At 68.2% G+C, this 20,702-nt stretch carries 15 protein-coding genes; 7 read left to right on the top strand and 8 right to left on the bottom strand.

Features of this window, described 5'->3' with window-relative positions:
* The first annotated feature begins 75 nt into the window (after nucleotides 1-75).
* Nucleotides 76-5,025, top strand: a complete 4,950-nt coding sequence (locus tag QM641_RS03030) for a DNRLRE domain-containing protein (protein WP_415113299.1) — start codon at nucleotides 76-78, stop codon at nucleotides 5,023-5,025.
* 23 nt (nucleotides 5,026-5,048) lie between these two features.
* Here the strand turns inward: QM641_RS03030 and QM641_RS03025 are convergent, their stop codons facing one another.
* The 3 genes from QM641_RS03025 to QM641_RS03015 form a co-directional block, all read right to left on the bottom strand.
* Nucleotides 5,049-5,876 carry a polysaccharide pyruvyl transferase family protein gene (locus QM641_RS03025; RefSeq protein ID WP_415113297.1) on the bottom strand — a complete coding sequence of 276 codons (828 nt, stop codon included), beginning with the start codon at nucleotides 5,874-5,876 and terminating at the stop codon, nucleotides 5,049-5,051.
* Nucleotides 5,873-7,315 carry a lipopolysaccharide biosynthesis protein gene (locus tag QM641_RS03020; protein ID WP_415113295.1) on the bottom strand — a complete coding sequence of 481 codons (1,443 nt, stop codon included), beginning with the start codon at nucleotides 7,313-7,315 and terminating at the stop codon, nucleotides 5,873-5,875. The genes QM641_RS03025 and QM641_RS03020 overlap by 4 nt, the downstream gene beginning before the upstream one ends.
* A 64-nt stretch (nucleotides 7,316-7,379) precedes the next feature.
* The gene (locus QM641_RS03015; protein ID WP_415113293.1) at nucleotides 7,380-8,759 is read right to left on the bottom strand and encodes an O-antigen ligase family protein; all 1,380 of its coding nucleotides are present in this window, start codon (nucleotides 8,757-8,759) and stop codon (nucleotides 7,380-7,382) included.
* A 207-nt stretch (nucleotides 8,760-8,966) separates the two neighbouring features.
* On the opposite strand from QM641_RS03015, the gene QM641_RS03010 reads away from it, so the two are divergent.
* Entirely contained in the window at nucleotides 8,967-10,970 is a 2,004-nt protein-coding gene (locus QM641_RS03010) for an acyltransferase family protein (protein ID WP_415113291.1), read from the top strand.
* Nucleotides 10,858-12,195 (top strand): acyltransferase family protein, encoded by a 1,338-nt coding sequence (locus QM641_RS03005; RefSeq protein ID WP_415113289.1) that lies wholly within the window; start codon nucleotides 10,858-10,860, stop codon nucleotides 12,193-12,195. The genes QM641_RS03010 and QM641_RS03005 overlap by 113 nt, the downstream gene beginning before the upstream one ends.
* A 7-nt stretch (nucleotides 12,196-12,202) precedes the next feature.
* On the opposite strand, the gene QM641_RS03000 is transcribed toward QM641_RS03005, so the two are convergent.
* The 3 genes from QM641_RS03000 to QM641_RS02990 form a co-directional block, all read right to left on the bottom strand.
* Nucleotides 12,203-13,000 carry a glycosyltransferase gene (locus QM641_RS03000; protein ID WP_415113287.1) on the bottom strand — a complete coding sequence of 266 codons (798 nt, stop codon included), beginning with the start codon at nucleotides 12,998-13,000 and terminating at the stop codon, nucleotides 12,203-12,205.
* Nucleotides 13,001-13,244: 244 nt separating this feature from the next.
* Entirely contained in the window at nucleotides 13,245-14,387 is a 1,143-nt protein-coding gene (locus QM641_RS02995) for a glycosyltransferase family 4 protein (RefSeq protein WP_415113285.1), read from the bottom strand.
* Between the two features lie 237 nt (nucleotides 14,388-14,624).
* Entirely contained in the window at nucleotides 14,625-15,218 is a 594-nt protein-coding gene (locus QM641_RS02990; RefSeq protein WP_415113283.1) for a low molecular weight phosphatase family protein, read from the bottom strand.
* A gap of 80 nt (nucleotides 15,219-15,298) precedes the next feature.
* On the opposite strand from QM641_RS02990, the gene QM641_RS02985 reads away from it, so the two are divergent.
* On the top strand, nucleotides 15,299-16,507 hold the full coding sequence (locus QM641_RS02985) for a hypothetical protein (RefSeq protein ID WP_415113281.1): 1,209 nt from the start codon (nucleotides 15,299-15,301) through the stop codon (nucleotides 16,505-16,507).
* Between the two features lie 73 nt (nucleotides 16,508-16,580).
* Here QM641_RS02985 and QM641_RS02980 read toward each other — a convergent pair whose 3' ends face one another.
* Together QM641_RS02980 and QM641_RS02975 are read right to left on the bottom strand one after the other, a co-directional pair.
* A complete protein-coding gene (locus QM641_RS02980; protein WP_415113279.1) occupies nucleotides 16,581-17,105 on the bottom strand; it encodes a VanZ family protein in 525 nt (174 codons plus the stop codon).
* 41 nt (nucleotides 17,106-17,146) lie between these two features.
* Nucleotides 17,147-18,010: a nucleoside-diphosphate sugar epimerase/dehydratase gene (locus tag QM641_RS02975; protein ID WP_415113277.1), complete on the bottom strand. Its 864-nt coding sequence runs from the start codon at nucleotides 18,008-18,010 to the stop codon at nucleotides 17,147-17,149.
* A gap of 293 nt (nucleotides 18,011-18,303) precedes the next feature.
* On the opposite strand from QM641_RS02975, the gene rplM reads away from it, so the two are divergent.
* From rplM to glmM, 3 genes are read left to right on the top strand one after another with little or no spacing between them, the layout of a single operon-like run.
* Nucleotides 18,304-18,750, top strand: a complete 447-nt coding sequence (rplM, locus tag QM641_RS02970) for a 50S ribosomal protein L13 (RefSeq protein WP_415113275.1) — start codon at nucleotides 18,304-18,306, stop codon at nucleotides 18,748-18,750.
* A gap of 30 nt (nucleotides 18,751-18,780) precedes the next feature.
* The gene (gene rpsI, locus QM641_RS02965) at nucleotides 18,781-19,269 is read left to right on the top strand and encodes a 30S ribosomal protein S9 (RefSeq protein WP_415113273.1); all 489 of its coding nucleotides are present in this window, start codon (nucleotides 18,781-18,783) and stop codon (nucleotides 19,267-19,269) included.
* Entirely contained in the window at nucleotides 19,269-20,612 is a 1,344-nt protein-coding gene (gene glmM, locus QM641_RS02960; protein WP_415113271.1) for a phosphoglucosamine mutase, read from the top strand. Before rpsI ends, glmM begins: the two co-directional genes overlap by 1 nt.
* The last annotated feature ends 90 nt before the right edge of the window (nucleotides 20,613-20,702 follow it).

Genomic DNA, 20,702 nt, shown 5'->3' with positions numbered 1-20,702 from the left:
ATGTCTGGGGAGACGTGGAGATCGCCCCTGATGGCTCTTGTAGCGCGCAGGAACAGGCCCAGCGTTGCCCCTCTGATGGGGGTCATCGTCGTTGCCCTCGCCCTTGGGATTCTTCCCCCGCCGCCCGCTGCGCAGGCGGCGACTCTTGTCTCCACCGCGGTCAGCGTCCAATCCGGGCACCCACGATTGCTTGTCAGCAATGCCGCCGCGTTCGACACCCTGCAGACGCAGATCCTCACCGACACGACATCGGCGCGACTGGCGATGCAATCGCGTGGAACCGCCACTGCTCAGCTCACGGCGGACGTGATCTCCTACTCGTTCCAGGATGCGACGCGGATGACGACAACGGCGAAGACGCTCGTGGATCGGGCGTACGCGCTCACTCTCGCATGGCGGCTCACCGGCGACAGTCAGTACATGGAACGACTCTGGCAGGATCTGGCCGCTGCGAGCAGCTTTACAGACTGGAACCCGACCCACTTCATCGACACCGCGGAGATCGCGAACGCGTTCGCGATCTCCTACGACTGGGGCTACCAGTACTGGTCGACGGCGCGACGCACGACCCTGCGCACCGCCATGCTGGACAAGGCGATTCGGCCGGCCCTCGCGATCTATAACGCGACGGAGGGCTCGAGCTCCTATCAGGCATGGGTCGCCGAGACGAACAATCGAAACGTCGTCGGCAACAGCGGAATCGGGCTGGCCGCCCTGGCGATCCTCGACGAGGATTCCAGCGGCGATGCGCAGTCCGCGCTGGCGAAGGCGATGGCATCGCTCCAGAACGGGCTGAGCGGCTTCGCGGCCGACGGCAGCTACCCCGAGGGGCCCATGTACTGGGAGTACGCCAGCGACTACGCGGTCATGTTCCTCAACGCCTTGCAGACCGCGACGGGTTCCACCCACGGCCTGCTGGAGATCGGGGGGCTGGTCCGAAGCGGCGAGTTCATGCTCGATATGATGACCGCCAGCGGCGACACCTACACCTACTCCGACAGCGATACCGACATCTATCCGGCACTGGGATTGAGCGGCCTTCATCGCTTGGCGAACAAGCCGGCGTACGAAGCCGTCGCAGCCGCGAAGGAAGACAGCCGTCGGTCCGCGCAGCGCCTCGTGCTTCGTGACCCGGCGGTGGCGCCCGCCGCAGTCCCGACCGCAGGGCGACCGTCTCTCAGCAACTACGCGGACAGCGGTGTGGTCACGTTACGTGCCGACGATATCGACGCGGGCGCTACGTTCGCCGCGCTGCGGTACGGCGGAAGCCCCGCAGCCGGCCACCGGCAGCTCGACGCCGGTGACTTCATGATCTCGGCGGGCGGCACGGTCTGGGCGGAGCCCCTAGGCCTCGACCGGGTGCAGTACGCCAGCTCGGGCGAGGACGATGCGCTGTCGAAGTGGTCGTACTACCGCTATCGGGCCGAGGGCCACAACTCGCTCGTGCTCGATCGCACCAACCCGGACGCCTACGACACGACGGCGACCGGGTCCTTGCAGCGCAGCGGATCGGGCGCTGACGGGTCATTTGCGATCTCGGATCTCTCCACGATCTACGGCCAGTCCTGGTTGCGAGGAGTGCGTGTCGCGTCGACCAATCGTCAGGTCGTGATCCAGGACGAGGTCACCGCGAACGCGGGCACCACGACGCGATGGGGCATGCACACGTCCGCCGCGGTCGAGCTCATCGACGGCGGGTCCGCTGCGGTGCTGCGCATCGGCGACCAGCGGATGCTCGTACAGCTCGCGACCTCGACAGCGGCGCGTTTCAAGCTCACCTCCGCCACCCCCTCAGCGACCTCCCCCAATCCCGATCAGGAATCGAACTCGGGCGTCACCAAACTGTTCGTCGATCTGCCAGGAGGCGCGTCCGCGACCGTGGCCGTCACCTTCACGTTGCTCACACAGGACGCGAGCGCGCAGCAAGCAGTGCCGACGACGCAGGCCCTGTCAGCCTGGTCGACGTCGAACCCCGCCGCGGTGACCTTGTCGACGATCATGATCGACGGTCAGCAGGTCACCGGCTTCGCCGCGTCGCGTCGTTCCTACACGGTTCCTCGCGACCCCGCGCTGGGCACCCCCGTCGTGACGGCCACGGCAACCAGCGGTGCCACCGTTCCCGTCGTGCCGATCGACGGTCTGCCGGGGTCCTTCCTCGTCGTGACATCGACCAACGCGGCGATCCGCACCGGAGTCGTGGTCTCCGTCAGGCCCGCGGAGAGCGTGATCGCCGGGGCTGTGGCCAGCCTGACCACGCGCGGCTCGACTGGCGCCACCTATGACCAGAACCAGTCGACCGGCTGGGCGACCACCGGGACCCAGAACATCGTGTACGAACTTCGTGGTGACATCCCGTTGTATCAGCTGCGCGTGCTCTGGACGGCCAACCAGACCCGCCGCACCGAGTTCAGCGTCGATGTGCGCAGTAGCACTGGGAGCTGGCAACAGATCTCCGTCGGCGCATACACCGATGCATCGGGGTGGATGACGCTCTCATTCGCTTCGCCCTCGACCGCGCGCTACATCCGGCTGAACGTCAACGGCGACCCCGGGGGCGATCGTGTTTCCGTGGTCCGCGAAGTCCAAGTCTTCGGCTACGACCCCACCCCCACGCCGCCCGACTCCGATGCCCCCGTCCTCGGCGAGATCTCGCTTGCCATGAGCAACTCTTCCGTGGACATCGGCGAACGCACGCTCGTGGATGTCGTCGGAACGGGCGTGACGGAGGACACGCAGTACGAGCTCGTCTCCAGCGCACCGGCTGTCGCCCAGATCGATGGTGACGGGGTGATAGGGGTGAGCGCCGGCAGTGCGTATATCGGCGCGGTTGTGAGCACGGACGATTGGGAGGTCTCCGGGCGCAGCGCCGAGATCGCGGTCGGGTCGGCGCCGAGCACTGTTTTCCAGGCGGTGGCCGACACCTATGTCGAAGGCGGCACCAACGCGTCGGTCAACTTCGGGTCGTCGAAGCGGCTCGATGTGAAGCCGGTCATCCCGAGCACGTCGGCCGATGGCACTCGTGTGCGCACCAGCCTCATCGGCTTCGACCTCTCTTCGATCGATCCGGCCGATGTGGAGTCGGCCACTCTGGTTGCCACCGGCGCCATCGCCGACAGCGGCACGGGCGATGGAGAGCGTATCGACGCCTACGAAGTGACGGGGAGCTGGACGGAGAGCGCGGCCACCTACCAGAACAAGCCCGCATTGGGTGCTCTGATCGGAAGCGCGATCGTCGCGCGGACCTCGGGCGAGGTCCGCATGGATGTCACAGAGGCGATCCAACGCGCCTCCGCCGGGTCGCTGAGCTCGTTCTCGATCGGGCTCGGCGGATCGACAGACTATGCGAGTGTGCTCATGGCGCGGCTGGACAGCCGTGAGTCAGGAAGCGGGCCCCGCATCGAGGTCACCCTGAAGCAGACCACGCACGGAATCGATGCCGCGACAGCGGTGGGAACGATTCGTGGGAGCGCAGCGAACACCCACGACGGCTCGTCGTCCACCGGGTGGGCTGCGAGCGTGGACGGCACGATCACATGGGACTTGTCGAACGACTCATTGATCAAGACGATCAACATCGATTGGTCGACGGATGCCTCTCGCCTGGTCCGCTATCGAGTGCTCATCTCGCGCGATGACTCACAGTGGTTCACCCTGGGTGACTTCGAGTACCGAGGAAGCGCCGGCCGGGCCGCGATCGACCTCGCTCATCCGACACGAGCAGAGCACGTTCGGCTCGTGCTGCTCGGCGGATCCGGTGGTAGCTGGCAGGGCATCGTCCGTGAGGTCGGGTTCGTATCGCCAGCCCCGGCCTCAGTGGTCAGGGCGGCTCACGTCTTCGCCTCGTTCAGCGTCGCGGGCCCGACCGATCTGGATCTGAATGAAGTCGCCCAGCTCACGACAACCGCCGTGGACCTGGCGGGAGCAGCCGTCGCCGAGGCGACCGCCGCTTACAGCAGCAGCGACGCGGCAGTCGTCGAGGTGGCATCCGACGGGACCATGAGCGGCAAGTCCACGGGCACCGCCACGATCACGGTCACCGTCTCGCAGGGTCCGTTGAGTCGTACCTCGACGATCGACATCACTGTGACAGATCCCTCGAACTTCAGGCGGCTCGCCTCCGCGGACACCTATGTCGAAGGCGGGACCTCCGCATCGAGCGTGCTCGGCACGTCGAAGCGGCTCGATGTGAAGCCGAGCTATCCGACGTCGCCGTCCGACGGCACCCGCGTGCGCCACACGCTCATCGAGTTCGACCTCTCGGATGTGACGTCCACGGAGGTCAGGGAGGCGATTCTGAGCCTGCAGGGGAGCCTGATCGATGACCCGCAGTACCTGGAGACCACCGTCTCGGTGCGCAAAGTCGTTGGCACTTGGTCTGAGGCAAGCACGACCTACCAGAACAAACCAGAGCTCGGCGACGAGATCACGAGCTTCGTGGTCACGCGGACAGCTGCCGAGCACCGTATCGACCTCACCTCATACCTGCAGTCCTTCCCGGCCGGGTCGATCGGCAAGGTGTCGATCGCTCTGGGCGGGTCGGTCGCTTCGGCGTCGCAGGCGCTGATGACGAGGTTCCAGAGCCGCGAGGCGGGAGACACCGTCGCGCCGGCGCTCGATCTGAAGATCGGTCCGGCGCCCGTCGAGATCGGCGTGACAGCCGCGCAAGCGACGTCGACCCTGCGGGGCACGGTCGCGGCCACGTTCGACGGGAACGAATCGAGCGGGTGGGCAACGACCGGGGACCAGAGCATCACCTGGTCGCTGAGCCGCTCCACCCAGCTGGTCAGTGCCCGACTTCTGTGGACGGCGAACACGACCCGGCGCACCAAGTTCGAACTGACCGGCTCCAGTGACGGTACGACGTGGGTCCCGCTCTATGACGGAGAGTGGACCGGGGCGTCGGGCTGGCAGGACATTTCCATCACGGCCACGGCTCAGGTCACACAGGTCCGGTTGACCGTCCATGGCGATCCGACGGGCGACCGACAGACCGTCCTGAGGGAGGTCAAGCTCACGGGCTACTGATGCTCAGCACGCCCGAATCGATGTCACGGGGCGGCAGGTGTGAAGATGTCGACCGGAAACGCGTCCATCAGGGGACGTGGCGACCACTCGGCGAGCGGCTCGTCACGGTCGGCACCCGGGCGAGTCGCGTGCCGCAGGGCGACGTCGAAATCGTCGAAGACGGCGACGTCGGTCCTCCCCGTGCCGCGGACATAGTCCTCGTACTTGAACATCGTCTCGGCGGCGGGCCGCAATAGGGCGACGGGAACGCCGATCAGCTCCGCGAGGACCAGCCCGTGAAGCGATGACGTCACCAGGTGGTCGCTGGCAGCGATCCGGGCCACGACTTCATTCAGCGGTCGACGCGGGCTGATCTGCTGTTCTCGAGGAAGCGGGGTGGCGCGATCGTTGAGGTTCGGGAGAAAGCTGACGTTGTGCCTCGATGATCGCTCGGGCCGCGGATAGCCCAGTTCGAACAGAAGAAGGGCCGGATCGCCATAGATCTCTGGGACCTCGAGCCCACGCTGCTCCCGTAACCAGCGCCTGGTGAGAGGCCCGCGCACAGCGCGGATGTCCAAGCGCGTCCACGCATGCGCTGCGGGCTCCATCTTCCCGTTCACACCAGTACCCCAGATGACGTCGTCGTCTTGGGCGAAATGCAGCACCGATCCGACCGTGAAGAGCGTGTGCGGCTTCCCATCGCGTGATCGCTCGCTGAGGCCCGACCTTGCGCGCATGCGCTCCACGATGTCTGGTCCGAGGAGATCGCCGAAGTTGCGAGTCCGTGGCCCCCAGCGCAGGCGCCAGAGGCCCGGCCCCGGGAGCCCCCGCCGTGGATTCCAGGAGTAGGCCCGAATCGTCGGTTCCGTCATGAGCGTCTCCTTGCTGCTCGCACGATTGCGATCGCATCTTTCCGAAGCGGCGGGACCAGCCATACGAGGGCGGCGTACAGGAGCGCGGCGAGCGTCAGCCCGATTCCGATGCGCAAGAAGGGATTGAGAGCACCGAGCACGAAGACGTCCGTGACCCACACGGCGCCTGCCACGGCTGCGTTGACCCCTGTTGCGCGAAGACCTGTACGAACGATCGCCTGGACGTCGAGGCCGGTCTTGCGCATCGGGAACGCCGAAAGCACTGCCCAGTTGACGGCGAGCCCGACCGAGACCGCTGCAGCCATTCCCATCGCACCGCCGAAGGCGCCGACCACGATGAGGAGGATCATGAGCGCCCGAGTGACGATCGAGTAGCGCAGCTGCAGTCCCGTCAACCCGCAGGCGAGAAAGGACCAGTAGTACACGTACCCCATCACCTGGAAGACTCCGCCGAGGGCGAGGACGGCGAAGATGGGCGCGGCCGAGGTCCAATTCGGGCCGAGGGCGATCTCGATGATCGGAGACGCCAGCGCGGCACCCAGGCAGAACGCGGCGCCGAGGACGTAGGCCACTGCGCGCTGTGCGCTCACGACGTAGCGGCTCATCTTCGTCCGGTCGCCCTGCTGGCGCGAGAGTATCGGGAGCGCGACGCGCGTGAGCGGGGCCGCGATCTGCTGGATCGGGATCTTGAACAGCTGATAGGCGCGATCGTAGAGGCCGAGCGCGTCGGCACCGCCGACTTTGCCCAATGCGACCGAGTCCGCATTCCCGCTCGCGTAAGAGAGCGCCTGCACGCCGAATGAATTAGCGGCGAACTGGAGAAGACCCTTCATCGGTGCGCGTGACGGCAGGCCGGGCACCCACCTCGCGAAGACGATGCTCATAAGAAGGACGACTGCCGTGACCGCAAGCTGCTGTCCGACCAGTGCCCAGTACCCGGCTCCGTCAAGGGCGAGAAGGAGCGCGGCGACGAGCCCGCACACTTGAGCGGTGATATCCACGATGGCGAGCCGGCCGAACTGCAGGCTGCGGGTCAGCTGCGCGGTGAACTGCGAGGTCATCGAGGCGAGCAGAAAGCTGACCGCCATCACTCGGATCACCTCGGTGATGCCGGAGGTCGCGTAGAACGACTCGATCAGCGGCGCACCCGCGAAGAAGACCGCGAAGAGGGTGAGACCGATGCCGGCGCTGATCCAGAACAGATTGGCACGCTGGGCACGGGACAGACTCGTCGCCTGTATCGCCGCGGTCGACAGCCCGAAGTCGCTCAGGAGCGCGGCGAATCCGGTGACAGCGGCGGCCATCGCGAACGTCCCGAAGTCGCCAGGCCCGAGCAGTCGAGCCAACAGCACGGTGGACAGCAGTTGGACGGTGAATTTGATCGCCTGCCCGCCGAGGGTCAGCCGTGCTCCACGTGCGCCTCGGGCGCCGTCGCTCACTCGTCGACCTCGACGTGGCGACGATCCGCCCTCTGGGGCGATTGCATACCGGGTATCAGGTGCCTCACGTGGGTGTAGTCCTTGCGAGGCGATCCGTGCCGAGCGGGGCTGGATTCGCCTGGAGGGCGGCGTCGGGCAGGAGCATCGAATCGCTGATGCCGATCCGGGCCGAAGACAGGAGTCCGAAGACGAACATGACGAGGCCGATGAGCAGCGAGGAGGCCATCCCCCATCCGGTCCAGAAGATGATGCCCAACCCCGGCAGCGCGTAGGTGACAGCGCGCGGCACGTAAAGGTGACGACGTGCCGACGGGAATGTGCGCAGCGCCCACCACACCAGGCCCGCGACCGGGAGCATGAAGCACATCGCGATCGGCAGTCCGAGTTCGGCGATGAGAAGGAGCGGAGTGTTGTGAATCGGGAGCCCGGTAGCGGTCGCGCTGTCTACCTGGCCGACCACGGCGATATAGGCGTTCGGGCCGGTGCCGGTCCACAGATTTGCGTTGAGCTGACGCATGCCCGCTTCGAAGAGCTGGGGCCTCAGCCCCCCTGCCGCATCGTCTTCGAAGCGTTCCAGGACCATGGGCGCGAACGCAGCCGTTGCGCCGGCCAGCGCGATGCCCCCGAGCGCGCGCGTGCCTACTCGAGCCCGGCCCGGGTACGTCAGGATCCAGAGCGACAACAGGATGAACGTCGCGACGAGGTTCGCCCTGCTGATGGTGAATCCGCCTACGACGACGCACGCGATGGTGACGAGGAAGGCCAGTCGGCGGGTGCGCCGATCGGCGGACGTCGTGAACGGAAGGGCCAGAATCGTCAGCATGAACGTGATCTTCGAGAGATTCGCGGGGTGCCCGACAGTCCCGGAAGCACGACCCGTGGTCTGTTCCAGCGTGCGGTCGGAGCCTGCCAGCCATTCGGGCAATTGGACGTTGGAGAGCTGGAGCACCACGATCGTGAGCTGGATCACGACGATCACGAGACAGACGATCATGAGGTAGCGGGCCAGGCGGACGTTCGTGAACACTTCGCGGCCGACCGCCCACCCCACGCCCCAGGCGGCGACAGCCGACAGCAGCACGAAATACCCGGACCACTGCGGCACCGTGCCCTCCCACAGCAGGAACATACCGGCGGTGAGTGCGAGGGCGAAGACGACCAGTGAGAAAGGCAGCCGGAACTGGCCTCGATTCGTCAAGATGATCACCAGGGCGATCAGATAGGCCAGCGGCCCGGTCATCATTGTCAGCGACGCGGTCGAGATGTCGTTGGGGACGCCTTCGGGGGCGGGCACGATCGTGAGAAACGAGCGGGGGAGCAGTGTCGCCGCGAGCAGCACGCCCGTCAGGGCGATGGCCGCATATCCCACACGCCGGCTGACGGAGCTGAAGACAAGCGGGGTGATGAGGACGACGACTGCGAGCCCGATCGCGAGATCAAACACGGTGCTCCTCGTGCGACGAGGAGCACGGCATGTGCGGCATCCGACCGATAGGGTCGGCGTACACACTGATGATCTCGAACATGCCCACCCCTCACGCACCGCGTCCATCCAATGGTAGGCGATGCGGGCCGACGAGCCCCGTGCGCGGCAATGGCAGCGCGACCGCCCCCATCCGATATCCGCGGAGCATCACCGAAGGGACTCCACATGACTACCGAACCCTCCCGGTTCCGAGGCGATATCCAAGGGCTGCGGGCGGTCGCCGTGAGTGCGGTCGTCCTCTATCACGCCGGCGTCCCGTTCGTTGCGGGAGGCTATGTCGGCGTGGACGTGTTCTTCGTCATCTCGGGCTTTCTGATCACGTCGCATCTCATCTCCGGCCTGCGCCGTGACGGGCGGATCTCGTTCGCCGATTTCTACGCTCGCCGAGCTCGACGGATTCTGCCGGCCTCGTTCGTCGTCCTGACGGTGTCTGTCATTGCGGCGGTCGTCTGGTACCCACCTCTGCTCATGCGCGAAGTATGGGCGGGTGCCGTCTCGACGGCGTTCTACGTTCCCAATATTGTATTTGCGGTCCAGGGCACTGACTACCTCGCGGAGACGACGCCATCTCTCTTCCAGCACTATTGGTCGCTCGGCATCGAGGAGCAGTTCTACCTGTTGTGGCCTTTGGTGCTCGTCATCGGATACCGCTTCGCCCGACGGACCAGATGGCTCTTCGCTGTCGTTCTCGTCCTTGTCGTGCTGTCACTGAGCGCATGCCTTCTTCTCACGCTGCGATCGCAGCCGTGGGCCTTCTTCTCGTTGCCGACCAGGGCGTGGGAATTGGGCGTCGGAGGTCTCGTCGCTTTTCTGCTCAGCTATCGCCCGGGTATCGTCGCCGATCCGGCGAGAAGCGTGGTCGGTTGGGCGGGGCTCGGCGGAATCCTCGCCTCCGTGCTGTTCTTCTCGGAATCGACGCCGTTTCCTGGCCCCTGGGCGATTCTCCCGGTGCTGTCGACTGCCGCCGTGATTGTCGCTGGGGGCGGGCACTGGGGGCCGACCAGAATGCTGTCGACGCGCCCGATGCTGTTCGTCGGGCTGATCTCGTACTCCCTCTACCTCGTGCACTGGCCCCTGCTCATGATCCCCCAGGCCGCCGTCGGGTTCGAGCACCCGCTGCCGTTGTGGGCGACGATCGCGCTGGGGCTCGCGAGCGTCCCGGTCGCATGGTTGCTCTACCGGTTCGTCGAGGAGCCCGGGAGGCGCGGCTCATGGCTTTCGCGGGCGAGGGCCCGGCGGACGCTGGTTGCTGCGGGCGCGGCGTCGGTGCTCGCCGCCGCCGTCGCCACAGGTTCGTTCGCCTACTCGAACTCCCTCCCGCTTCACAGCGATCGATCGGCCACGCCGCCCGATCTCTCGCTCCTGCCGCAGGGGACGGACTTCGTCCCGCAGAACCTGAAGCCGGCTCTGCGCGATGCGTCTGGCGACCAGCCGGTGATCTATCGGGACGGGTGCCATCTCGACTTCGCGGCTGACACGCCTGCCGAGTGCGTCTTCGGTGACGGCAACGCACGGCGGATCGTGCTCTTCGGCGACTCGCATGCGGCTCAGTGGTTTCCCGCGCTGCTTCGGGTCGCGAACGAGCACGGGTACGCGCTGGAGACGCATACGAAGAGCTCCTGCCCATCGATCTCTGCTGAGATCGAACGCGACGGGAGCCGATATGAGCAGTGTCAGCGCTGGCGCGACGCGGTCATCGACCGCATCAATTCCCAGCATCCTGCGCTCGTGGTCCTGGCCAATTACGGTGTCGCGAAGTTCCACACCCCTGAGGCTGACTACGGTGACCAATGGGCTGCGGCGCTCGCGAAGACGATGACCGAGATCGACGCGCCCAAGGTCGTCCTCGCTGACTCGCCCGATCTCCGAACGACCCCCTCCGTGTGCTTGTCGGCCAATCTCGAATCCGCGAACCGGTGCGCCGTTGATCGCGCGCTGGCGTTGAGCAGGCCGGCCAGAGCCGCCGAGAAGCGAGCCGCAGCGACTGCTGACGTGCTCTATGTCGACCTGACCGATCGCCTCTGCGGACGGGAGGTCTGCGCTCCGATCCTGGGGGATGCTCTCGTCTACCGCGACGCGCACCACATCACGGCGACGTTCAGTGCCCTGCTCGCGAGTCCCCTCGGTGACGCATTGGGGCCGCTTCTCGACGACCCCGGCTCGCCGTAGACCGGACCCATGTCAGAGGCGGCGTCCGCCCATCGCCCAGGCTCCGCCGTCGGCTACGATCGACCGCATGCGGGGCTACGAACAAGAGGCCGATGAGGCCTTTCGTGAGTTCAAAGGCGCGAGACGATTCCCGGCACTCGACGGACTCCGAGCCCTCAGCATCCTTATGGTTCTCACCGTCCACATGCACGACCCGTTCATGTGGGACTTCTTCAACGGGTCGTTCGGTGTGACCATGTTCTTCTGCATCAGCGGCTTCCTGATCACCACTCTCCTGCTCCGGGAGGAGGACGCGAACGGCAGGGTCTCGCTCCGCGGCTTCTATATCCGCCGCGTGTTCCGCATCCTCCCGCTCTACCTCTTGGCGCTCGTCCTCGCCACTGTCCTCGTGCTCGGATTCGGCCTCGGCTCGGGCGGGGATACGTTCCTGCAGCGGCTGCCGCTCCTGGCCACATTCAACGGCGAGTTCGCCGGCTCCGGTACCTTCTCGCATTCGTGGTCGTTGGGAATCGAGGAGAAGTTCTACATCCTGTGGCCGTTGCTCGCCTTCGGCGTGCCGTTCGTCAGAAGTCATATCGGCGCAGTCCTCGGAGTCCTTCTGCCCGCAGCGCTTGCGGCGGCTTTCATCGAGCCCGTCGCCTATTTCGGCATCTACATGCCGATCATCGGCGGGTGCGCCTTGGCCGTGGCGATGCACCATCGACGTTCATTCGGCGTGGTCTTCGCGCTCGCGCGGCCGTGGATCGGCGCTTCGCTGTTCGTCGTCATGCTCATCATGAGCGAGCTCAGCGGCTCGCTTCCATGGAAGGAGGCCATCGGGTACGCACATGTCACGTTCGCCGTGGCAGTCCTGCTCGCCCTCCCCGGCACTCTCATCGGCAAGGCATGGCCGCGTCGGCTTCTCAGCCTTCGACCGGTGGTGTTCTACGGACAACTCGCCTACGGCATCTATCTGTTCCACCCGTTCGTCGGCGAAGTCGTCGACATGTTCGCCGCGCCCGGTTCCGAGTCAGTACCGCAGATACTGGCCCGGTTCATTGCCATGTTCGTCGGATCGTTCGCGCTCGCATGGGTGCTCAAGATCAGCGTCGAAGACCCGATGATCTCCCTCGGTCGTCGCCTCGCCCGTGCTTCTCGTTCTCGCGCACCTGTTCCGGCAGCCGCCGCTTCGATCCTCGATCAGGGCGCTGGGCGAGAGAATCCCCAAACCAGCGGCCAGGGGTGACGAGCGTTCATGTCAGCGCGTGGAGTCTCTGTCGCACGGCCATGGCGGATGCCTCGATCGTCAGCGCCGCCGAGGACGTCACGAGGTGCTGGGAGTATGCCCGGCGGAGGTCTTGGTCGCTGCGCAGCAGCGCAAGCGCGTCACGCCACTTCTGCGGGTCATCCGTGTCCATGATGAACAGTCGTGCGAACTCGTCGTCCTGCACGAGCAACTCGGCACAGCCGAACTCGCGCGAGAGGAGCACCGGCACACCGTTCATCGCGGCCTCGACGGCGCTTCTGCCAAAGGCTTCGCGTGACGAGGTACCGACGTAGGCGAGGGCGTTGCTCCACAGCTCTGAGGGATCGGACCAGCCGCGTACTTCGATATTCGAGGGCGCGCGGGAGCGGATCTGTTCGATCAGAGGACCGGACCCGTACATGACCCCGTGGAACTCGCTGGAACGGAGCACGTCGACGAACAGGCCCGGCCGCTTGTCGACATCGAATCGTGCAGCCCAGACCACGTGCGCGCGGTCGCCCTCCCCGGTCCACGTGCGGGGCTGGGGAGCGACCCCGGCAGGAACGAGCTGGATGCCGGGGAGATCTATCTGATCGCGCAGCACCGGGGTCGTGGCCCACACCGCATCGGCCTTCCGGAGCGCGTTTCGTTCCAGGGCGCGCCAGAGCAGTCGCTTTCCGGTAGGCGACTCGCCTGCTGCGGGCCACGGCAAGCCTCGGGTGAATGCCACCCAGCGGCGATCGAGTCTGGCCAGCGCCATGTCGGTCTGCGGGATCAAGCTGACGATGAGGTCGCTGTCGATCACCTGCGGATGGTTGTCGAGGACACGCGACAACTCGTGCACACCACGAGCGCCCGCGGGCTCGGCAAGGCTTTCGTGAATCCAGTCCGGGTCGTCGAGAGGCGAGGCGCCCGCAGCTCGGTGGGACACTCCGAGGATCAACGACCAGTCCTCACCGAGCCGGCGCCCCGCGGCGACGAGTTCTCGCGCAGACCTGTAGACGCCCGAGCGCGCAGTCAGCGGAGATGCGACAAAGCACACGCGCACGTCAGAGCCCTCGTTTTCGGTCATGGACGAGGGTGAAGAATGCCGCGTGGTCTCGGGCGGCGTCGTCGTCGCTGCGAAGCCCAGGCGTTCGGGAGGCGTTTTCGGCGAGTCGGGCGCGTAGTGCTCGGTCCGCGCCGACCTCCGTCAATGCTGCGGCGAGCGCACCCTCGTCGCGAGGCGCGAACAGCACGCCGTTCTGGCGGTGAACGACCCACTCGGTCGGCCCGCCCTCATTCGAGGCGATGACCACCGCGCCGCGCGAGAGGTACTGCAGCACGTTCTGGCCGAGCGGCTCAGGGCGTGTCGAACACTGGACGCAGACGTCCATCTCGTCGATGAACCCAGGAACATCATCGACATGGCCCCGGAACTCCACGGCGTCGGCGACACCGAGCCTCTGCGTCAACGCTCTGAGCTGCTCCAGGTAGGGTTCCATCCCGAAGGGCGTACCGCCGGCAAGAACCAGCCGAGCCTCCTCTCGGAGGGCTGATCGGGCGAAGGCGCGAATCAGGAGATCCTGACCCTTCCAATGGTCGATGCGGGCGACCATGCCCACCGTGCGAACAGCGGCCGGCGTGCTGCGACTCGGTCGGATCGCGCCGATTCCGGCAGCGCTCGGGAGGACGGTGCTGGCCGCCTCTTCGCGCAGATACGGGCTCGCAGAGGCCAGGGTCGCCGCAGAGTTGGCGATGACGCCGTCGGCCCGTCGAAGCGCAACCTCCGTGAACAGTCTGAATCCGACGCGGCCGAGACTCTCCGGGGAGATCAGGTCGCGAAGATGAACGACATAAGGGATGCGGCTGCCCGTGAGCGCCATGGCACCATAGAGCGCCGCTCGCGTGGAGTTCGCGTGAACGACATCCGCGCTGCGCACGAGGCGACTCGTCCGCAGGACAACCGCCTGGCCCGCGAGGCGGACGCCGAGTGTTGCGGCGGGCACAGGCCCCACAGCCTTGGTTGCTCCGGCCGGCTGGTGTGGGCCGCGCCGACGAACGGTTCCTGCGGGGAGGCCTGCGAAGACGTCGATCTCGTTCACCCCCATCTTCGGGAGCAGAACCCGATAGTTCCAGGGCGCGGGGGCCTGAAGCATGCGGAGCAGCGCATACTCGGCGCCGCCGTTGCTGCTGGTGTGATCGAGGTGCACGACGCGAAGCGCAGTCGGAGATGTCACGATGCCTCGCCCGCAGTGCGTGCGACGGTCATGGCTGATGCCACCGATGAGACGTGTGGGCTCCGGGTCCCGACGCTGTCATGGCGACTCCACATAGTGATCCCCCTGGGCGCGAGCGGTCGTGGAGTGCGGTGGTCCCCCCCCAACACACTTGATGGTCAATTGTCCCACACGGATGAGCGCGACCGCGCCCGAGGCAAGCAGCGGGCATCACCCGGCAGCGAGGCGGAGGATGCGCTCGATCTCGTCGATGCCGGGCATGAGCTGGGCGGCCGAACGCTGATAGGTGTCCCACGAGCGCCGGTAGGGGTCGACGACATCGTCGTCGGCGGGGTCGGCGGGGAGCGCAATCGCGCCCCGCATGGCCGCGACGGCGCTCACCGCCGCGCGCATCCTGGCGGCGTCGTCGGAGCCGCCCGCCGCAGCCGCCGCCCGCACGTCGTCGTCGCCGAGTCCCGCGGCGAGCCGCGCGAACTCACGGGCCGTGAACGTGCGGCGCATGCGCGCGGGCGCCAGCTCGATGATCCTCCGGCGATGTTCACGGCTGAGGGCGACGACCAGATCCGGGGAGCGGAGGTCCCGCTCGGTGAGATAGCGCGACCGATGCGCGTCGGCGTCGGCGGCATCCGCCCCCAGCTCCACCGCGAGTCGTCGCGCCTCCGCCGTCATCGGTGCGGCATCGAGCCCCTGCGTCCCCGCGCTGTGCACGCGAACCTCCAGCGGTGCCAGCCGCGCGCGCAGCAGCACCTCGGCCAGCGGAGACCGGCAGATGTTGCCGGTGCATACCGTCATGATCTCGAACATGGCATCCCCTCCACTGGGCCCTTTCGATCGTAGGCGATGGCCTGCTCGCGCCCCGGCCGATACACTGCTGGCTGATCCGGATGACGGGGGACACGGTGAACGGCATAGGGAACCTCTTCGGCGACGCGCCCGCCGAAGAGCGGCAGCGCCAGCGGGAGCTTCCGCCGATCGACGCCGCAGCGGTCAGGATGCTGTTCGGCGATGCCGAGCCGCCCGCTGCTGCTTCCACGTCCGTCGAGCCGGAGCAGAACCCGCTGTTCGACGACGTGCGCGCAGACCTCCAGGCCGCCGAGGCGTATGTGGCGGGCACCGTGAGCGTCGACGCGCTCTTCGGCGCCGAGTCCCGAGCCGCCGCGGCCGTCGTCGTCGAGCCGCCGCGCAGTACGCCGTCGGCGGCGCCGCCGGAACGGCGCGGCAAGACCTCTCGATGGCTCGTGATCGTCTCCGCCGTCGCCGCGGTGACCCTCGTCGCCGGCGGCGTCGCACTCGCGTTCGTGCTCGCCCCGCCGTCGACCGACGAGGCGGTCGCGGCGCTGGAGGACCAGGAGCGCACGGTCTCCGGACAGGTCGAACGGCTGAACGCCGCCATCGCGACGTTGACCACCACCCGAGACGCCGAGCTCGCGACCGCTCAAGCCTTCGCCCAGCCGCTGGTCGCGATGACCGCAGCCAGCGACGAGGCGGCGCGCGCCGGCGCCGAGAACGCGCGCCTGGCCTACATCGCCGCGCTGGAGCAGATCGAGGTGCCCGCCACGGTGCCTGCCCACGAGCGCGCCGCGGTCGACACCGGGGTGCTCAGCGAGGTCGAGGCCGAGCGCAAGGCCGCGGAGCAGGAGTCCGCGAAGCTGTCGAAGCACGCGCGGTCGGTCGCCGCGGCCAGTGCTGAGCTCGCTGCCGCGAAGACGACGTTCCGCGCCGCGATCGCGGCCTTCGTGGGCACGATCCCCGCGTACGCGCAGACGCTGACCACGGAGGCGAGCGACACCGACGAGGCGATCCGTGCCGCCGTCACGCAGCAGGCGGATGCGGTCGCCACGACCGACGCGTTCGCCGACGGGGGACTGGCGACCTGGGATGCCTACGTCGCAGCGGTTGTCGCCCTCCAGGCCGACGCGGAACGTGTCGCGGCGGAGCAGGCAGAGCGGTCGCAGTACTACTACTGGTCTCCCTCCACGTCCACGACCGAGTCCACGACGACCGAATCCACGACGACGGAGTCGGCGACGACGGAGCCTTCGGCCGAGCCGACGGCGGAGACGACGGATCCGACGACGTCGGTCACCCCGTAGCCTCTCGCGAGGCATCCATTTCTCGCCCGAGATCACTCTCCCTTCCCTCGCGAAACCTCCCGTCTGCAACGTTCTAGGCGGAAAAGCGGTGCAGACGAGAGGTTTCGCGAGGCGGGGGAGCGGTGAGGCGGCGGTGGGCGGCGGCGACGGCGGCGGTGACGGCGGCCTCGACGGCGGCAACGGCCAGGAGGCCGGCGCAGCCGCCGGCGGTGTTGGCGACCATGTCCACGATGCTCGGCGTGCGCTCGGGCAGCACGAGCGCCTGTGTGCACTCGATCAGGAACGTCGTGAGGAAGACCGTGGGCAGCACGAGGTGGCGCGCGCGGGCGAACACGACCGCGAGCAGGATGCCCAGGGGCACGAACAGCGCGATGTTGGCGAGGAACTCGATGCGCTGGTAGGTCAGCACCGGCACCATGCGCGTGATGGCGCGAAGCATCCGGCCCAGGTCGGCGTCGACCGGCGTGGGCCAGAACGCGACCGCCGCCAGGACCACCGCATAGACGGCGAGCAGGATCAGCGCGAGCGGCGAGCGGTTGCGCGCGACGGCGCCTGCCGCCGCGGCGGGGCCGGGGACGAGGGAAGCAGAACCGCGCATGGGTGGTCCATCGTAGCCGCGTTCTCCACGCCCGCGGCCTGTCACCGCGGCTGCGCCCCGCGGGCTCGCGCCCGCCGCGGCGGGTCCACGCGCACGAGCGGCAGCTCCGGCACCCGGCGCACGCGCACGCCCGGCCCCGGCACGCCCGCGATGCTCGTCGCGAGCACGAGCAGGCGGTCGCGCGGGCCCAGCTCCGCGGCGACGCGCTGGATCTCGGACACCGTCAGCTCATCGGTGAGCGCCACCGTGTCGGCGCCGGACGCGTCGAGACCGGGCGCGACGGCGTCGAGGCCTCCGACGATCGGGATGCCGGCATCCGCGACCTGCTCGGACGCCCCGGCCGGCACGCACGCCGCCACGACCCGGTAGCCCGCCTGCGGGCGGCGCGCGAGAGCACGCGCGATGCGCGTCACGGACGCGGCGGAGCCCACCAGCAGCACGCGGGCCGCGCACTCGCCCGCCGCGCGCCGGCGGTTCAACCAGCGGCGCCAGAGCACGCGCTCGAGGCACACGGCGGCCAGGGCCAGGGGCAGCCCGAGCAGCAGCTGCCCCCGGGCGAGGTCGAGCTGCAGCGACAGCGCGACCATGCACAGCACGGCGTAGACGCCGAAGCCGGCCTGCGCGACCCGGCGCAGCTCGGTCGCGCCGTGCCCGACGATGTCCTCGCCGCGCGTGTCGCGCAGCGCGAGCGCGCACATCCACAGGAGCACCAGCGCCACGGCGACCAGCGCATGGACCGGCACGCCGAGTCGGTCGTCCGGGCGCAGCGCGTCGCGCACCGGCCCGGCCACGGCCAGCGCGATCTCGGCCGCCGCCGTGGCGCACACGACCGCGATCAGGTCGCTCGCCCAGAGCCGGCGGGCGTGGGCGCGGTGCCAGCCCGCCCCGCGGGCGGCGTCGTTCACGCGCGACACAGTGCCTCTGCTCTCCCCCCGAGTCACGCAATCCGCCCCACGGCATCCGTCCGATGCGACGGCAGCGGGCTCCACCGTCCACAGTACCCACCACCGGTCGGATGCCGCGCGTTTGGGGCGCGGCATCCGCATGCCGTAAGCTGGACCCTTGGTGCGCGGCTCTTGCTGACCCGGCACCGCGAACGTGAGCCCTCCACTGGCGTGTTCCTGGCCCTTCGGGCACGGAACCACCCCGGAGCGGGATTCACGAGCCTCTCCGTTCGAATCAAGAAAGCAGCACTACTGTGACGCGTACTTACACCCCCAAGGCAGGCGAAGTCCAGCGCGAATGGCTGGTCATCGACGCGACCGACGTCGTCCTCGGCCGTCTCGCCTCGCACGCCGCCGCGCTCCTGCGCGGCAAGCACAAGGCCACCTTCGCCAACCACCTCGACACCGGCGACTTCGTCGTGATCGTCAACGCCGACAAGGTGGCGCTGACCGGTCAGAAGCTCCAGCAGAAGAAGGCCTACCGCCACTCCGGCTACCCGGGCGGCCTCAGCTCCGTCACCTACGCCGAGCTGCTGGAGCGCAACCCGGTGCGCGCGGTCGAGAAGGCCGTGCGCGGCATGCTCCCCAAGAACAGCCTGGGTCGCCAGCAGCTGTCCAAGCTCAAGGTCTACGCGGGCGCCGAGCACCCGCACACGGCCCAGCAGCCCAAGACGTACACCTTCGACCAGGTCGCCCAGTAAGCGCCGCCGAACAGAACTGAGGACACCCTGATGGCGAAGATCGCAGACTCCATCGAGCAGACCCCCGAGAACTACACCACCGAGACGCCGGCCGCCGAGGCCGTCGCCGCAACCCCCCGCCCCGTGCTGTCGGTGCCCGGCGCCGCCGTGGGCCGCCGCAAGCAGGCCATCGCGCGCGTCCGCCTGGTCCCCGGCTCGGGCACGATCACGGTCAACGACCGTGCGTTCGAGGACTACTTCCCGAACAAGCTCCACCAGCAGCTGGTCACCGACCCGTTCACCGTGCTCGACCTCGCCGGCGCCTACGACGTCATCGCCCGCATCTCCGGCGGCGGCCCGTCGGGGCAGGCCGGCGCGCTGCGCCTGGGCATCGCCCGCGCGCTCAACGAGATCGACGCCGAGAACAACCGCCCGACCCTCAAGAAGGCCGGCTTCCTCTCGCGCGACGCGCGCGTGAAGGAGCGCAAGAAGGCCGGTCTCAAGAAGGCGCGCAAGGCTCCTCAGTACTCCAAGCGCTGATGGCGCTGTTCGGCACCGACGGGGTGCGGGGGCTGGCCAACGGCCCCCTCACCGCCGAGCTCGCCCTCACCCTGGCCCAGGCGACCGCGGTCGTGCTGGGCCGGGGCCGTATCGCCGAGGCGCGCATGGCCGCCGGCAAGCGGCTCACCGCGGTCGTCGCGCGCGATCCGCGCGTGTCGGGGGAGTTCCTCTCCGCCGCGGTGGCTGCGGGGCTCGCGTCGTCCGGTGTCGACGTGCTGGACGCCGGGGTGCTCCCCACCCCGGCGACGGCCTTTCTCATCGCCGACATCGACGCCGACTTCGGCGTGATGATCTCGGCATCCCACAACCCCGCCCCCGATAACGGCATCAAGATCTTCGCCCGGGGCGGCGTGAAGCTGCCCGACGTGGTCGAGGAGCGCATCGAGGCCGCCATGAGCGGTCCGAAGCTCCAGCCGACCGGGGGCGACGTCGGCCGGGTGCGCCGGTTCGCGGATGCCGAGGACCGCTACGTCGTGCACCTGCTGGCGTCGCTCCCGCATCGGCTCGACGGACTGCACGTGGTGATCGACTGCGCGCACGGCGCGGCATCCGGTGTCTCGCCGGAGACCTTCCGCGATGCCGGGGCGAAGGTCACCGTCATCGGCGCCGACCCCGACGGCATCAACATCAACGACGGCGTCGGCTCCACCCACCTCGACCTCATCGCGGCCGAGGTCGTGCGGGTCGGCGCTGACATCGGCATCGCGCACGACGGCGACGCCGACCGGTGCCTGGCCGTCGACGCCGACGGCAACGTCGTCGACGGCGACCAGATCATGGCGATCCTGGCCGTGGCCATGCACGAGCGCGGACGGCTCCGCGGCGGCACGCTCGTGACCACGGTGATGAGCAACCTGGGCCTGCATCGCGCGATGCAGGCACACGGCATCCGCGTCGAGACGACCAACGTCGGCGACAGGTACGTGCTCGAGCGCATGACCGAGGGCGGGTTCAGCCTCGGCGGCGAGCAGAGCGGCCACGTCATCATGAGCGACCACGCGACCACCGGAGACGGGCTGCTCACCGGCCTGCACCTGTGCGCCGAGCTGGCGCGCCAGCGGCGGTCGCTGGCGGAGCTGGCCGCGGTCATGACCGTGTTCCCGCAGGTGCTCGTCAACGTCCGCGGCGTCGAGCGCTCGCGCGCCACGGACCCGGACGTGCTGGCTGCGGTCGCCGCGGCCGAGGAGGCGCTCGGCGACTCCGGTCGCGTGCTGCTGCGCCCCTCGGGCACCGAGCCGATGGTGCGCGTGATGGTCGAGGCCGCCTCCGAGGACGAGGCGCGGAGCGTCGCGGACGCGCTCGCCGCCGTCGTGCGCGGCTAGGGGCTGCTCGGGCTGGGGCTCGGGCTGGGGCTCGTCGGCTCGGTTCGCGCTGCGGTTCGTCGGAGATCGGCCGTTGGTCGGAGGGATCCG

Source organism: Microbacterium sp., from assembly GCF_047605725.1.
Lineage (GTDB): Bacteria > Actinomycetota > Actinomycetes > Actinomycetales > Microbacteriaceae > Microbacterium.
The sequence above is the reverse complement of the archived record's forward strand: the minus strand, read 5'-3'. Positions and strand labels throughout refer to the sequence as shown.